Consider the following 14,474-nt stretch of genomic DNA (forward strand, 5'->3'; position numbering starts at 1 on the left):
TTTGGCTCCGCGATATCGTGTGCTCTCAAGCCACGTCGCGGCAGGAAGACGTGGTGGCCGCGCAGTAGAATCATGCAGTTCCGTTGATCGTCTTTGATGAACGTCCTTCTACTTGATATTGATACGCTGCGCGCGGATCACCTCGGCTGTTACGGATACGCTCGCAAGACGAGCCCCAACCTCGATGCCCTGGCGGCGCAAGGCGCGCTGTGCGAGAAGCTGTACGCTCCCGCGGTCCCGACCCAACCCTCGCACACGACGATGTATACTGGCCAGTACCCCATTACCCACGGCATCGTGAGCCACGGCGGCGCCGCGAGCCTCGCGGATGACGCACCGTTCCTGCCGGAGTTGCTGCAAAAGGCCGGCTACACGACGTGCGCGGTAGACACGATGCGCGCGATGAAGCCGTGGTTCGCGCGTGGCTACGAGTTCTACGTTGACCCGAGCGCCGGGCTCGAACATCGTCACGCCGCGACGTGCGAGCGCGTTAACGCCCGGGCTATCCCGTGGCTCCGGCAGCATGCCGATGAGCGCTTCTTCCTCTACGTGCATTACTGGGAGCCGCATACGCCGTACCTGCCGCCCGCGCGGTATCGCGGCCTGTTCTACGACGGCGATCCGACCGATCCCAAGCACGATACGCTCGCCGCCATCTATAGACAGCCCTTCGGCGAGTGGTGGCTCGAAAGCTGGTTCAGCCAATTCCCTCAGCCATTGCGCGACGCCGAGTACATCGTCGCCATGTACGATGGCGAGATCCGCTACGCGGACGATGGGGTGGGGGAGCTGCTCGCCGCGCTGGATGACACCGCTGACGCGGACGATACGCTCGTCCTCGTCTTCTCCGACCACGGCGAGAACATGTATCACCACGACGTGTTCTTCGACCATCACGGGCTCTACGAAGGCGTCATTCATTGCCCGCTTGTTGTGCGCTGGCCGGGGCGCGTGGCGGCGGGCACGCGCGTCCCTCACTTGGTCCAGCACACCGACCTCGCGCCCACTCTGCTCGACGCCGCAGGCGTCGAGATCCCGCAAGCAATAGAGGGTCGCAGCCTGGTTCCCCTGATAACCGCCGAATCGCATGCACCCCTCCATGATCGGTTGATCACCCAGGAATGCACGTGGCAGGCCAAATGGGCGTTGCGCACCGACGAGTACAAGCTCATCCTGTCGCGGGAGCAGGGCCGCGATCTTCACGACAAGCCTCCGCGCGAACTGTATCACCTGGCAGCCGATCCCGGCGAGCTGACCAACCTGGCCGAGCGTCAGCCGGACGTCGTGGCGGCGATGGAGAGCGAATTGGAGCAATGGATCGCGCGCATGATGGAGAAGAACGGTCTGGAACAGGATCCGCTCATCGCGCAGGGAATCACCCTGGGCAAGCGGTGGCGTAGCTGGGTCAAGGAGAAAGGGTACTGGTGATGTACGGCAAGCACGGGCCCTGGGCGTAAGGGCCGGGCTCGTGATTACTCTCACGGATGCCTCGCGACGAGACATGGCTGAGGAGGACGACATGGCCACGGTCACGGTCAATCCTGGGAACTGCAACTTCACGGCGCGCATCGAGGCGAGTGCCGACGCGGATGGCAACGTCCGGATCAGCCTCGCCTCTGAGTGCCCGCGCGCTCAGGACTTCGCGGCTCAGGCGGGCGCGCTGAGCGCTACCTGCGCGGCGGGATGGAAGTGCGCGGGCTTCTTCGTCTACGAGCCGGCCGCGAAAGCGAACCTGCACCCCGCATGCCCGATCCCGACGGCCGTGCTCAAGGCGCTCGAGGTCGCCGCCGGCCTCGCCTTGCCGCAAGATGTCGTGATCCGTTTTGAGGAAGCAGGCGCGGATGGGTGAGACTCAGCTAACCCGGCGGGACTTCCTGCGTGCCGCGTTCGGCACGGCTGCCGCGACGTTGCTCGGAGCGACCGGCGCAGCGCACGTCTTCGACGCACCCTTCGCGGGCGTGACCGAGCTGACCCGCGGCCGTCAGACGACTCTCCCCACGCGCATTCTCGGGCGCACCGGCGAGCGCGTCTCCATGCTCGCCCTCGGCGGCGACAACGGCTTGCACGATCCGGAACCCGCCGGGCAGGCGGAAGCGATCATCAACGCCGCGCTGGAGCACGGCATCACCTATTTCGACTCCGCCCGGGAGTACAACTTTGGCGAGGTCCACTACGGTCGCCATCTCGGCACACGCCGCAAGAAAGTCTTCCTGACCACCAAAGTGCACGCGCGTCCCTACGACGACGCCTGGCGCAGTGTCGAAACCAGCCTGCGCAACCTGCAAACCGACTACGTGGACCTGCTCCAGATCCACCACGTCCAGGACCTCGACGACGCCGACCGCGTGACGGCCAAGGACGGTTCGCTCAAGGCGGCCATCGAGGCGCGCGAGCAAGGGCTGGCACGCTACCTCGGTGTGACCGGCCATCGCGATCCGCAGGCTCTGGCGGAGATGCTGCGCCGCTTCGACTTCGACACCATACTCATGCCGATGAACGCTGCCGACGTGCACCACCTCCCGTTCCAGGGACAACTCATCGATACGGCGCTCGAACGCAAGATGGGCATCATCAATATGAAAGTCCTCGCGCGCGGCGCGCTGCTCCAGGGCGACAACGCCATCACCATGCAGGAGGCGGTCAACTACGCCCTCACGCTGCCCGTGACCACCGCGGTCGTCGGATTCATGAACGCGGGTCAGATCCCCCGGCTGGTCGAGGCCGTGCGCGGTTTCCGCCAGCTATCCGCCGATGAGATAACCGCGCTCGTCGAGCGCACCAAGCCGTTCGCGCGCACCGCCAACTTCTTCAAGCGCGATTCCGACGCTCCCTGGCCGCCATAGGCCTGTTTCTCGAACGACCTCCGAGCGAGCACGCAATCGCGCCATTCGCGGGCCAGGCTCCGCCGTGTCGCGGGCGCTCGACGCCGAGGAGAATGTCACAAGCAAGGCCAAGCAGGCCATCGAAAAGGCGCTGGGCGGGCCCTGACGCACTGTGCGGACGAGCATCCGCACGATTGTCCAGCGACGCACCGGGCGTTGGTCTTGTTGCGGCGCGGCGGAGGCGCTCGCCCACCTGACGATCCCTCTGCCCCGCGAGGTCTCGCTCGTCGGGGCCGGAGTGTTCGCCCCGAGGGCGCCGCGCATCTCTTGACCGTGCGTCGAAGCGATGGTATAGTCTTTGTGACCGTCGCCGAGCCGGCGTAGCTCAATGGTAGAGCAGCTGAATCGTAATCAGCGGGTTGGGGGTTCAAGTCCTCTCGCCGGCTCCATTTCCCCTCTTGACTGCCGGTGCCTCGACCGGGAACCCCATCACCTCGGCGTTACTGTCAGCCGTGGCTCGCAGGAGCCGGGGCGTGGACAGGGACCACGACCTGCGTGAGAGAGTCAGCGAGGAGGGGAAGGCGATGAGCGACCTCACGATTGAGCAACGCATCGCACGGCTTGAACGGCAGAACCGGCGGCTGAAGCTGGGGATATTAGCGGTGGTGGCGGTGGTCGCTGCCCTGGTATGCATCGCCGCGACGGAGCCGGTGGCGAAGGTAGTAAGGGCAGAGCGGTTTGAGGTGGTGGGCGAGACCGGGAACACACTCGCTGTCATCGGCGTCTTGTCGGATGACTTGCCAGCCATCAGCCTTTACGACAGGAGCGGAACGCCCCGCGCGGGTTTCGCTATCGCCGAAGACGGCGCTGCGGTCTTGCGGCTACGCGACGGGGACGGCAAGGAGCGCGCTGCCTTGAACGTGGCAGGAGATGGCAGTCCGGTCCTGCGACTTAGAGACGGAGGCGGCGGACAGCGCCTGGCGGCTGAAGTGGTAAGGGATGGGAGCCCGCACCTGACGCTGCGCGACCAGCAGGGAAGGGACCGCGCCTTGCTTAGCGTTCCTGGCGACCTCGGACCAGGCATAAGGCTGTATGACGAAAGTCGACGAAAACGTGTCTTCGTCTCAGTGGTGAAGGATGGTAGCCCAGCGGTGGGCTTGTGCGACTCAGAGGAGCGCGTGCGAGCCCGTATTTCCGTCGATGACCCTGGACGTGCGCAGCTAGCGCTCAACGACGGAGACCAGCGGACTGTGACCTTGCAGGCGCTCTCCCCGCTTGGGAGCGCGGGCCTGCATCTGTCGGACCGGAATGGACAGCGTGCCGGACTGACTCTTGCGCCGGACGGCCGCCCTAGTATGGGGCTGTACGATAAGGACGGAAAGGCCATTTGGGGTGCGCCATAGGACGTGTGCCAATTGCTGGCGCTGCCGCCGACGAACCTTGCTGCGATGAATCTCTTCGGAACAGAGAATGACCCCATACTCTGGCTGCGTGTTGCGCAGGTCGGGATTGCGGTCGGAATAGCCCTTGCAACCATCGGGTACGCTGTGTACCTGACCGAGCGGCATTGGGTGAGGCGTTGGACGCGCAAAGTGCGGAAACGTCTGGCGCGCCTGGTTCGACGAAAGTCACGTAGGTAGAGCATGCGCTGGCGCTACGGCGGTGACGAAGGGGTAAGCGATATCGCAGAAGGCAATGGCGACATGGGCGATTGGGACGACCGAAGGGCATGGCTGGCTCCATTGCTGCTACGCGCTACCATCCTCGCTGCGCTTGTGCTGGCGCCTCTCTTGGCAGAGCGCAACGGTTCAGGCTAATCCGCGAACGGCCCGCCTTAGCGACCACATGACTTGACCTGCCGTGCCGACGTCAGCCATCTGCGTCGTCGCCCGTCGCCGGCGCGCGCATCCTCGCTATCTCGGCTTCCCAGTCAATGCCGCCGTTAACGCCCTCGCAGTAGTCGAGACGCAGCACGCTGGCCCAGATGCGACCGAACAGCGTCCGCGCATCGTTCTCCACCTTCGCGGCCGGGTTCATACGCACCATGCCGCGCACGGTGAACGTCATCCCGTCGCGCTCTACCTCCTCACGGGCGGCATCGGCGCGGTCGCGCGCCTCCAAAGCCGTCCGGAGCAACGCCATCTGCTCCGGGTCGGATACGCGACCTGCATCAACTACCTCCCGCCACAACTGCTGCGACCGCTCGCTCAGGTGCGCTGGGGGCGGCGACTTGTCGCCCTGTGCCAGGTTCCTGTCCATGGTCATGCTCCTTCCAGGGGGTAGGGGTGGTCAATACCTGGGAACCTGCGAACTGAAAGCGCGCGCCAACCCTCCCGCGCGCACCCGCGAATTAGGGCAGGGGGGTGCGCGAAAGAAAAAAGGTGAAGGTCGGCACGGCGCTACCCCCTCGCCCGCTGTCGTATGATATGCATCGCGCTTCTGCCCTTACCCCACAGGGGTGCATACATGTAAGGCCACAGGGCACGGGGCGCGTACATGTCGCGGCGAACTACATAGTACCGAACGTGCAACTCGTCCCACCGAAGTTCACGATCTGAAAGCGGCGTGATTACGTGCAAGCGGTCCCGCCATATCCTGAGTCCTATAACCGTCCGAAGTCCATTCAGCAACATGATTCCACACGCTGATGCGGCAAATGCGATGGCGACGGCCACTGGGCCTCCTAGGAAGACCACTAAGCCAAACATCCCAATGGGGCCTGCCGCCATAACGACCCACCAGTACAGTCGCCATGCGCGGATTGACCGCTGACTGGTCTCAAACAGCATCTCGTCCTGTCGGTCTTCCATGCTCGACTAACGGCGTGCCAGCCTGGTGACGAATGGTTGGCTAGCACGCCAGCGTCACCGCGTCCACCTGTCGCGCGCTCCGGCTCGAGATGGACGATTCGAGAGCGGATAGGCAGCGAGTGACTCTGCCGCCAGCGCCAGATGGTGGACCTACGCGCACACGCCCTCGGGGATGCCGTCCGGCCAGAGGTCGCCTATGCGTGGGGGGGATGGTAATCGTAGCCCTCTCGCCGGGTCCAGTGTGTTCTGACTTCCGACCAGCGTTTTCGGCTCGTTTCACCCGCCGCCGGCCAGCTTCGCTATAGAGTCTCGGGTATTACGGTAGCACCGGCAATACCCGCGGACTCTTCCGGACGAGGTTCGCTTGGGAGGCGCCCCGTGGTCCCTTGCGCCCTTCCCTAACGCGCGAACCTCGATAGGTAGTCGGGCACCGCGGTGTAGATGAAATAGCCCGCGCTCGACGCCGACGCGACGACTGCGGCAATCATCCCCAGGTTCCACAGCCACGCCCTGGTGCCCACGGGCTTGGCGTCGCCCATGTACGCCCGGCGGTTGTGCAGCACGAGGAATGCGATGTACGCGATCGGCAGCAGCACGCCGCAGATCGCCGACGTCGGCACCGCCACCCACAGCAGGTTCTTCCACAACACCGTGCCCAGCATCCCGGGTGCGATGACGAGCGAGGCGAGTCTGTACCGCCACCCGACCGGCTCCCAGTTCAACATCTCGCAGATGATGAACGCGCTCGCCAGCATGTGCAGCGTGATCGTGCTCAGCACCATGCCGAGCACGCCGAGGTTGAAGATGACTCGCGCGAAGAACGGGCCCGCCAGCGGCGCCAGCGCCTGTGCCGCCGACTTCGCGGGCAGGGATATGCCGGTCGCCGGGATGTCCACCGTGCCCGGCAGCGTGTTGGCGGTGGCGATGATCATGAGGGATGTCGCCAGGACGAAGGGCAGCAGCATTCCCGTCATCAGGTCAAACCGCGCGAGGCCGCGATAGTTGCGCCCCCACCCGCGCGCCAGCAGCGTGTACGGGAAGAGGAACGTCATGTTGATTCCCACCGCCGCGCCGAACGCCCCCATCATCACCGAAACCCCGCGCGGGTCGCGCGGGATATGGAACGTGAAGTACCCGCGCAGCAGCTCGCCCCAATCCCTCACGCCGGTGCGAATGACCACCAGCGCGAAGGAAATGACGATCAACCACACCATGTACCGCAGCAGCCGCTCATAGAGCCGGATGCCCTTTATGCCGCGACCGTAGCTCCATGTGATGGCGGTCGCCAACACCAGAATGACCAGGCCGACCGGCCACGTCGGAATGGCGGCCCCCGCTAGGTCGGCCATGTCCTGCACCACCGCTCCCGCCAGCGCATACTGCGGGAAGTGCCAGATCAGAGTCGCCGCGAGCGACCCGAGCGCCCACGCCCACGCGATGGTCGGATGCACGTACGCTTTCATGGCATCGAACGGCCGCGCCCGCGTGGACAAGGTCTGGTAGGCGATCGCGCTCATCATGATGATGCCGAGCAGCATCGCCACCGGCTGCACCCACAGCAGCTGGTAGCCAAACAGCGCCCCGGCGAAGAGCGACGAACCCGCACTGCCCCCGCCCAGCGTGAGCGCGCTCTGGAGCCAGCCCGGGCCAATGCGCCGCCAGTACCCGGCCCAGCGCGATAACGTCGGCAGGCGCGCCATGCGCTCCAGTTCCGCCTTGTCGCGCTCCGCGGCTTCGGGATCCAATGCGCGTACCATAGGCAGGCCGCGCTTGAGGTCGGTGCGCTGCTCTTCTTCGGTCATCGGGCTCACCCTCCGCTTCCGACGCTGCTGGCGAGTACCACGCCGAACCGCGCCATTCCTTCTCCGCGCAGTGTTCGGGCGTCGCGGGCCCATGTCCACACGGCGCGCGTGCGGCTGTCAGTCAGGGAGTGTGACGAAGTGAACTCGGCTCCAGGGCGCAGTCCCTCCGCCCCTCAGAGAGAGGCTTGCCCACCATGGGCGGGCTGGGATGCCTCCGGCAGGTGGGGGAGGGTGGGCCGGCTTGGCCCGCACGGGCTTTCCGTTGCAGCGAGAGCACTCATGTCCCAGCGACGGCAAGGCCCGCCGATTGCAGATCGGCGCATCACGCACGCCGCGGCTTCAACGCGACGCAGACGACCGACACGCCGAATGGCAGCGGCACGCGCAGCAGCCACGCCGTCTCCAGCCGCAGCAGCCAGATGAGCAGGCGATTGGGGAGGTCCGACAGAGGGCGCAGCGCCGTCTTCGGGCGCCCGCGGTTGGGCGGCCCGAACAGCTTCTGCGCGATGCGAAACGCGAAGATGACCGGCAGCAGGGCGGTGATGCAGTATGACACGTCAAGTATCTGCAGCCCGGCGCGCTCCAGCAGCTTTCGCACGTCGCCCGCGCGGTAGCGCCGGAAATGATCCAGCGCTTCGTCGTGTTCGCTCCACAACGACTGGTACGCCGGCGCGGTGATGACCACGAGTCCCCCCGGCTTGCACACGCGCGCCATCTCGATCACGGCGGCCTGGTCATCGCTGATGTGCTCCAGCACATCGAGGGCGGTCACGACGTCAACCGCGCCATCCGCCACAGGCAGGCGCTCGGCGGTCCCGCCGATGAGCGGGAAATCGCCGCGGGAGCGCGACAGACGCAGGGCTTCCTCGGAGCGGTCGAGCCCGATAACGCGGCCCAATTGGCTGAACACGAGCAGCCCGGCACCGGCGCCGCAGCCGACGTCGAGGATGCGCGGTGACAGGGGCAACGCGCGCCGGTATTTCTGCACCAGCGCGCGCACCAGCTCCCGCCTGGCGACGAACCACCAGTACGTGTCCTCCAGGCGGAACATCTTGCGCAGTTCGGAAGGACGCATAGCAGATGTGACGCAATCGGCGGTCCGAGGCACACAAATGCCGAGCGATCCGCTGCGTGCGACCCGCTCACCGCCCGGCGCAGCGCCCGAGCGACAGGCCTCGAACTGCGGGCGACGGACTTCGGTGCGCGGACCTCGGACTTCGGACCACGAACTACGTCTTTCGCCGCGCGGCGCTCCGCTCCTGCGCTGACGTATACGCGATCCGAGGCGTCTACGGCGTCCAGGCTAGACCACCAGCATCGCATCCCCGAAGCTGAGCAAGCGATAGCCCTCGGCGACCGCCGCGCGATACGCCGCGAGCACGTTCTCCCGCCCCGCAAACGCGCACACCAGCACCAGCAGCGTCGAGCGCGGCATGTGGAAGTTCGTCAGCAGCACGTCCACCGCCCGGAAACGATGGCCCGGCGTGATGAACAACTCCGTCTCACCCTCGAACGGCTCGAGGGTTCCTCCCCGCGCCGCCGTCTCCAGCGCCCGCGCCGTCGTCGTCCCGACCGACACGCACCGACCGCCCGCCGCCCGCGCCGCTCGCATCGCAGTAACCGTTTCAGCCGGCACCGAGCACCACTCAACGTGCATCTCGTGGCGCTCCACTTCCTCCTCGCGAATCGGCCTGAACGTCGCGAGCCCGATGTGCAGCGTGACCCACGCCATGCCGACGCCCCGCTGCTCCACCGCGCGCATTGCCCGCGGCGTGAAGTGGAGCCCCGCCGTCGGCGCCGCGCTCGACCCGCGTCGCCGCGCGTAGATCGTCTGGTAATCCTCCGGTCGCTCCGGCGGGCGATGAATATACGGCGGCAGCGGTGTCTCGCCGGTGCGCGTCAGCGCTTCCTCGATGTCGCCGTCAGACGAGAAGACGAGCCGCCGCCCGCCGCCCGGCGTGAGGCCGGCCACCGTTGCTCGGAGCCCGCCGCCGAAGGTCAACTCGTCGCCCACGCGCACGCGCCGCCCCGGCTTGACGAGCGCGTCCCACACGCCGTTCTCGACCTCGCGCAGCAGCAGCGCTTCCACCGCGCCGCCCGACGGTTCGCGATGCCCGCGCAGCCGCGCGGGGAACACGCGCGTGTCGTTGAACACCGCGATGTCGCCGGGGCGCAGGTACTCCGGGAGGTCGAGGAAGCGCCGGTGCTCGATTGCGCCGCTCTCGCGATGCAGCACCAGCAGCCGCGAGTGATCGCGCGGCCGCACGGGAGTCTGGGCGATCAGTGACTCGGGTAGATCGTAGTCGAAGTCCGACAGGCGCATGTTGCCTCTGGCGGGTCGCCTCAGCGCCGCCACGCGTAGAGCAGCCACAGGATCAGGGTTAACACGGCGCTGACCACGAGCGACGTGACGATGGGGAAGACGAACGTGAACCCTGGTCGCTGGACGACGATGTCCCCCGGCAGGAGCCTGCTCCCGCCGAGCAAGCGCGACAGGCCGAGCATCAGCAGGCCCAGGAGGATGACGATGCCTCCCAGGGCGAGCAGCGCCTTGCCGAGGTAATCAAGTCCCACGACGGCGGCCCTTCCTCTTTCGCCGGCGCCCCTCCTCGGCTTCGATCTCACTGTACAGGCACCCGCAGTACTTCTGGCGGTAGAGGTCGAGCGATTCAGCCATTTCCCTGATCCGGGGGAACAGCGGCCGCAAGTCCTCGCAGTGAAACCCGACACCGGCCGCTCGCCCGGCCGCCTCTCCCGCCTCGCGGAGGCGCTCCTGATCCTGGTGCGGGCTGACCAACAGCGTCGTGGTGAACGCCTCGAACCCGTCGTCGCGGCCGGCGAGCGCGGTCTCGAACAGCCGCAGCCGATAGCATAGGCGGCAGCGCTCGCTTTCGCGAAAGGTTATCGCCCGAAAGAAGGCCCGCGGCTCGTACTCCGGCGCCGGCAGCGTGCGCAAGCCTGCCTGCTCGACGACTGCGCGAAATGCCTCCAGCCGCCGCTCGTGCTCGGACCGCGGGTGGATGTTGGGATTATAGAAATACGCGGTGATCTCGTGCCCGTCGGCGGCCAACTTCTCCGCCACCGGGAGCAGGCACGGACCGCAGCATGTATGTATCAGAATCCTCATAGCGATTTCCTAGATGCAGGGACGGCGGCGCGCGCGGCGGACACTCCCTCGGCGCATCCGGGCTGCCGCAGCGCAAGGGGCGGGGAGGGGAATCCGATTCATTCCTCGGCGGCGGTCCTCGTCGGCCACCCCGCCTCTGCGTCCAGGTCCCAGGCGCGGCTCCGTTCGGCAACTGCCGCCTGCCGCGCAATGATGGCCTCGTCGTAGTACCGGTCCGCCTCGCGTTCGAGGTAACGCAGCAGTCCGAAGTCCGACTGGTTGAGCAAGTTGAAGGCGAGCACGCGGTGCCGATGTCCGCGCTCCAACAGGGGTGGAGCCGCTGTCGCTTCCGCCGCGCGCGCGAGCGCATCGGATCGCTCGTGAAGAGCGCGGATCGTCTCGCTTACCTCGTGCCGGCTGACGGCTGCGCGCCCCAACGCGTCCCACTCCGCTCGCGCTTTCCTGAGGATCGCGTCCATCTCGCGGTCCATGAGTCGGGCGATCCGCACATAGGCCTGCGGCTCATAGCCGATAGGCGCGCCTTCCTGCTCGGCGAGCACGCGGAGTTGGCGGACTGCTTCCGCCGACTCGCCCTGTTCCGCGTATGCGTCTATCAGCTTCCTCCGTACCTCGTATGAGTCAGGCGCCTTCTCCGTCGCTTCGCGCAAGATGTCGATGTCCTCCGGGGACGCCAGAGCAGCCGCGATCTCTGCAGCACGCTTCGCCGCATCCTCGTTCGCCGGGTCGAGTTCGGCCACTTTGCGGTACTGCTCCCCGGCCCCCTCGAGGTCGCCCGTCTCCAGCAGCACCGCCGCCAGCTCCATTCGTACTTCCGCTCCCGCCCCAAGCTCGACCGCGCGTTTCAACTCCTCCGCGCCCGCGCCGGGATCCGCGTCCGCGACGAGCGTTCGTCCCAGCTCCAGCCGCGCATTCGTCAAGTCGGGATCCAACTTCAGCGCGATGTCGAGTTGGCGCCGCGCCCGCTCCGCCTCGCCCATCGCGCTGTAGGCGCGCGCGGAGCCGAGGTAGTACTCCGCCGTCTTCGGCGCGGCGGCGATCGCTCGGTTGAATTCCAGTGCCGCGATCCGCGGCATCCCGTCTTCGAGGAACCGCTCGGCCGCGGCGGCGAACCCGGCCGCATCACTCGGCGCGTCGCGCGTGACATCGCGGATTGACCCGGCGATCTTGTCCGCAATCAGGCCGGCGACGTCTTGCGCCCACGAAGCCAGGCGCCCGGCAGAATCCGGGGGAGCGGTCGTCTCCGTCTGGTGAATGACGGCTTGCCGACGATGAACTGCGGCGACAAAGGTCGTCAATCGAATCGCGGCGCCTGAGTCTTCAACCCACGCGCGCACGGTGGCGCGAGCGCCGAGTGCCACCCCAAGCGCCCGCGCCTCAGTGGCGCCGAGCGCGTCGCGGAGCCTGCCTCTTTCGAAACCAAGCTCATCCAGCGCACGGTGGGCACGCGGCGATGCCGCGGTGACGTAGGCGACCTCTGCGCGCGGCGCCAGCGCCTCGCTGAGTGCGGATCGAATCGCCGCGTCGAGCGTGGAGGCCGCCGCGGGCGGCAAGTTTCCCCGCTCCTGAACACCCAACCACAGAACATCCGGCTGGGTCTGAGCGACACCGGCCGAGCCGATCAACACAGAGATGATGGCGACGAAAAACGAGCGGGGAACTCCGAGCCTTGGCATGACTCCGATCCTATTCCGTTTCGAGCACCTTGAGGGCGGCCTCGGCCGTGCGAATCCCGTGGCGCGCCGCCTCGGCGTCCTCGCCGGCCTCGAACTGCTGATAGTACCGCCTCAGGCTTTGGCGATACGCCGTTGCGGCGTCCGCCGGGCGGTTCTCCTTGTAGTAGAGCCACCCCATTTCCTGATAGACCTCAGGCGAAGCTTGCCCATCATCAGACGTGACACGCTCGTAGATATCGAGCGCGCCTTTGATATCGCCGTCGAAAAAGCGAACGCGGGCAGCCGTGGGTGTCGGCTCGATGCCGGCCGCCGAATCAGCCGGCGCCGGTTCGCTCACCGCCTCGGCCGCAGGCACCGTGCCTCGAACGATGAATGCTTCCGGCGTCGGGATGGTAACCGTTACGACCGGCGAGGGCGCGGCAGTTATCTCAGCCGTCGGGGTTTCCTCCGGCTCCGGTAGCCGCTCCGGCGGCTCAACACGGGCGGGCAGCGCCTCAGGGGCAGTGGGCGCGAAGCCCGGCGCGCCGGGCACTCCGGCGGTGAGCGGAACCTGCGGCTCAGGTGCAACGGGTTCGGGCGCGGGGTATTCCGGGGCCGGCGCGGCGGTTGCCGCCCGCTGCTCCTGCACCGGAGCAGTGCCCCAGTTCCGCCACGTCATGACTGCGAGCACCGCGAGAACTGCCGCGCACACGGCGGCGAGCGACCACAGCACGACGTGGGTCCGCGGCGCGGCGGGCACAGGCGGCGGAGCGGCGGGAGCCGCGGGTATCGTCGCGGGCGCGGGTGCTTCAGGCGGGCGTGCGGCTTCGACCGGCGGGGTCGGGGGCGAGACCAGTTGCTGAAGGCTTTCGCGATCCGCCACGCTCTCCGGGCTCAGGCGCAAGGCGGTTTCGTACGCTTCTATCGCCTGTTCGCGCTGCCCGGCCCGCTCGTACAGTATGCCGAGCAGTGAGTAGGCCGACGTGGAATCGCGCTTGACGCTGAGAGCGCGCTTGCACGCGACGATCGCCTCCGCGAGCTTGCCCTCTTCGCTGAGCCGGAAGGCTTGTTCGAGGAACTGGCGCGCGCGTTCCTCATCGCTGGGTGGGGTGGGGGAGTCGAAGCGGGTGCCGCAGTCCTGGCAGAATGCGCTGCCGTCGGGGTTCTCGACGTCGCACTTCGGACATCGCATGGCGGGCGCCACCTTCTATCGAGGTTCGTGTATTGGGCAAGGACACCGCAGGCGCCGCGGCCGCCCCGAACGAACCTCGTCCGGAAGAGTCTTCGGGTATTAACGGCGCTGCGGTAATACACGAGACTCCATGGGTTGTCTTACCCGCCGCGATCTGCCGCCGAAACGCGCGGCGGGCTGGGCCATGCTACGGTATGACCTTATTCAGCGGATACTCGATGATGTCCTGCGCCCCCGCGCGCTTGAGTTCGGGGATTAGGTCGCGCACGCGCGCCTCGTCGGCCACGGTCTCGACGGCATGCCATCCCCCGTGCAGCAGCGAAGACACCGTGGGCTCTTTCATGGCGGGCAGCAACTTGAGTACGGCGTCCAGGTTCTCGTTGCTGACGTTCATCTTGAGCCCGACCTTGGCCTCCGCCTCCAGCGCCCCTTTGAGAAGCACGGCGAGGTTGTCAACCTTGGCCCGCTTCCAGGTGTCGCCCCAGGCCGCGGGGTTGACGATGAGCTTGGTGTTGGTTTCCAGGATGGTATCAACGATGCGCAGGTTGTGCGCGCGGAGCGAGCTGCCGGTCTCGGTGAGATCTACGATGGCGTCCGCGACCTCCGGCACCTTGACTTCCGTCGCACCCCATGAGAATTCGACGCGCGCCTTGACCCCGTGTCGTTCCAGGTATTGCTCGGTGACGCGCACGAGTTCCGTCGCTATGCGCTTGCCCTGCAGGTCGGCGGCGGCATTGATGTCGCTGTCGTGAGCCACCGCGAGCACCCACCGCGCGGGCGCCGCGCTCTGCTTGGAGTAGATGAGGTCGGCCGCCTCGACGACGTCCGCGCCGCTCTCGAGCACCCAGTCGAGCCCGGTCAGCCCCGCATCGAGCACTCCGTCCCCGACGTACCGCGGGATTTCCTGCGCCCGGAGCAGCAGGCAGTCGAGTTCCGGGTCGTCAATCGCAGGCACGTAGGAGCGGGCGGCGATGGTCACATTGTACCCCGCGCGCTTGAAGAGCCTGAAGGTCGCCTCTTGCATGCTGCCGGCCGGCAGCCCCAATCGCAGCGCCACCTGATGTGCCTC

13 protein-coding genes and 1 tRNA gene are annotated in these 14,474 nt (G+C 66.8%); 5 read left to right on the top strand and 9 right to left on the bottom strand.

What is annotated here, in order from left to right:
* Window positions 1-96: 96 nt before the first annotated feature.
* The 5 genes from JSV65_04020 to JSV65_04040 all read left to right on the top strand — a co-directional run bounded on the left by JSV65_04020 (window position 97) and on the right by JSV65_04040 (window position 4,225).
* On the top strand, window positions 97-1,428 hold the full coding sequence (locus JSV65_04020; protein ID UCH35527.1) for a sulfatase: 1,332 nt from the start codon (window positions 97-99) through the stop codon (window positions 1,426-1,428).
* Window positions 1,429-1,519: 91 nt separating this feature from the next.
* Window positions 1,520-1,849 carry a hypothetical protein gene (locus JSV65_04025; protein ID UCH35528.1) on the top strand — a complete coding sequence of 110 codons (330 nt, stop codon included), beginning with the start codon at window positions 1,520-1,522 and terminating at the stop codon, window positions 1,847-1,849.
* The gene (locus JSV65_04030; protein UCH35529.1) at window positions 1,842-2,843 is read left to right on the top strand and encodes an aldo/keto reductase; all 1,002 of its coding nucleotides are present in this window, start codon (window positions 1,842-1,844) and stop codon (window positions 2,841-2,843) included. The genes JSV65_04025 and JSV65_04030 overlap by 8 nt, the downstream gene beginning before the upstream one ends.
* 353 nt (window positions 2,844-3,196) lie before the next feature.
* A tRNA-Thr gene (locus JSV65_04035) sits at window positions 3,197-3,271 on the top strand.
* An 84-nt stretch (window positions 3,272-3,355) separates the two neighbouring features.
* On the top strand, window positions 3,356-4,225 hold the full coding sequence (locus tag JSV65_04040) for a hypothetical protein (GenBank protein UCH35530.1): 870 nt from the start codon (window positions 3,356-3,358) through the stop codon (window positions 4,223-4,225).
* 466 nt (window positions 4,226-4,691) lie between these two features.
* Here the strand turns inward: JSV65_04040 and JSV65_04045 are convergent, their stop codons facing one another.
* The 9 genes from JSV65_04045 to JSV65_04085 all read right to left on the bottom strand — a co-directional run bounded on the left by JSV65_04045 (window position 4,692) and on the right by JSV65_04085 (window position 14,462).
* The gene (locus tag JSV65_04045; GenBank protein ID UCH35531.1) at window positions 4,692-5,081 is read right to left on the bottom strand and encodes a hypothetical protein; all 390 of its coding nucleotides are present in this window, start codon (window positions 5,079-5,081) and stop codon (window positions 4,692-4,694) included.
* A 949-nt stretch (window positions 5,082-6,030) separates the two neighbouring features.
* The gene (locus JSV65_04050; GenBank protein ID UCH35532.1) at window positions 6,031-7,434 is read right to left on the bottom strand and encodes a divalent metal cation transporter; all 1,404 of its coding nucleotides are present in this window, start codon (window positions 7,432-7,434) and stop codon (window positions 6,031-6,033) included.
* Window positions 7,435-7,756: 322 nt separating this feature from the next.
* Window positions 7,757-8,509: a methyltransferase domain-containing protein gene (locus JSV65_04055; GenBank protein ID UCH35533.1), complete on the bottom strand. Its 753-nt coding sequence runs from the start codon at window positions 8,507-8,509 to the stop codon at window positions 7,757-7,759.
* 228 nt (window positions 8,510-8,737) lie between these two features.
* Window positions 8,738-9,757 carry a tRNA preQ1(34) S-adenosylmethionine ribosyltransferase-isomerase QueA gene (gene queA / locus JSV65_04060; protein ID UCH35534.1) on the bottom strand — a complete coding sequence of 340 codons (1,020 nt, stop codon included), beginning with the start codon at window positions 9,755-9,757 and terminating at the stop codon, window positions 8,738-8,740.
* A gap of 20 nt (window positions 9,758-9,777) precedes the next feature.
* Entirely contained in the window at window positions 9,778-10,008 is a 231-nt protein-coding gene (locus JSV65_04065; GenBank protein ID UCH35535.1) for a DUF2905 domain-containing protein, read from the bottom strand.
* Window positions 9,998-10,561 (bottom strand): epoxyqueuosine reductase QueH, encoded by a 564-nt coding sequence (locus tag JSV65_04070; GenBank protein ID UCH35536.1) that lies wholly within the window; start codon window positions 10,559-10,561, stop codon window positions 9,998-10,000. Before JSV65_04070 ends, JSV65_04065 begins: the two co-directional genes overlap by 11 nt.
* A gap of 98 nt (window positions 10,562-10,659) precedes the next feature.
* Window positions 10,660-12,234: a tetratricopeptide repeat protein gene (locus tag JSV65_04075; protein UCH35537.1), complete on the bottom strand. Its 1,575-nt coding sequence runs from the start codon at window positions 12,232-12,234 to the stop codon at window positions 10,660-10,662.
* A gap of 10 nt (window positions 12,235-12,244) precedes the next feature.
* On the bottom strand, window positions 12,245-13,405 hold the full coding sequence (locus JSV65_04080; protein UCH35538.1) for a tetratricopeptide repeat protein: 1,161 nt from the start codon (window positions 13,403-13,405) through the stop codon (window positions 12,245-12,247).
* Between the two features lie 187 nt (window positions 13,406-13,592).
* The gene (locus JSV65_04085; GenBank protein UCH35539.1) at window positions 13,593-14,462 is read right to left on the bottom strand and encodes an ATP phosphoribosyltransferase; all 870 of its coding nucleotides are present in this window, start codon (window positions 14,460-14,462) and stop codon (window positions 13,593-13,595) included.
* Window positions 14,463-14,474: the final 12 nt, after the last annotated feature.

The organism is Armatimonadota bacterium (assembly GCA_020354555.1).
In the GTDB taxonomy this organism is placed as follows: Bacteria; Armatimonadota; Hebobacteria.

Coding starts and splice junctions, on each gene's coding strand:
- JSV65_04045 (UCH35531.1), bottom strand. CDS start 5,081: ATGGACAGGAACCTGGCACAGGGCGACAAGTCGCCGCCCCCAGCGCAC.
- JSV65_04075 (UCH35537.1), bottom strand. CDS start 12,234: ATGCCAAGGCTCGGAGTTCCCCGCTCGTTTTTCGTCGCCATCATCTCT.
- JSV65_04050 (UCH35532.1), bottom strand. CDS start 7,434: ATGACCGAAGAAGAGCAGCGCACCGACCTCAAGCGCGGCCTGCCTATG.
- JSV65_04020 (UCH35527.1), top strand. CDS start 97: ATGAACGTCCTTCTACTTGATATTGATACGCTGCGCGCGGATCACCTC.
- queA (UCH35534.1), bottom strand. CDS start 9,757: ATGCGCCTGTCGGACTTCGACTACGATCTACCCGAGTCACTGATCGCC.
- JSV65_04080 (UCH35538.1), bottom strand. CDS start 13,405: ATGCGATGTCCGAAGTGCGACGTCGAGAACCCCGACGGCAGCGCATTC.
- JSV65_04025 (UCH35528.1), top strand. CDS start 1,520: ATGGCCACGGTCACGGTCAATCCTGGGAACTGCAACTTCACGGCGCGC.
- JSV65_04070 (UCH35536.1), bottom strand. CDS start 10,561: ATGAGGATTCTGATACATACATGCTGCGGTCCGTGCCTGCTCCCGGTG.
- JSV65_04055 (UCH35533.1), bottom strand. CDS start 8,509: ATGCGTCCTTCCGAACTGCGCAAGATGTTCCGCCTGGAGGACACGTAC.
- JSV65_04030 (UCH35529.1), top strand. CDS start 1,842: ATGGGTGAGACTCAGCTAACCCGGCGGGACTTCCTGCGTGCCGCGTTC.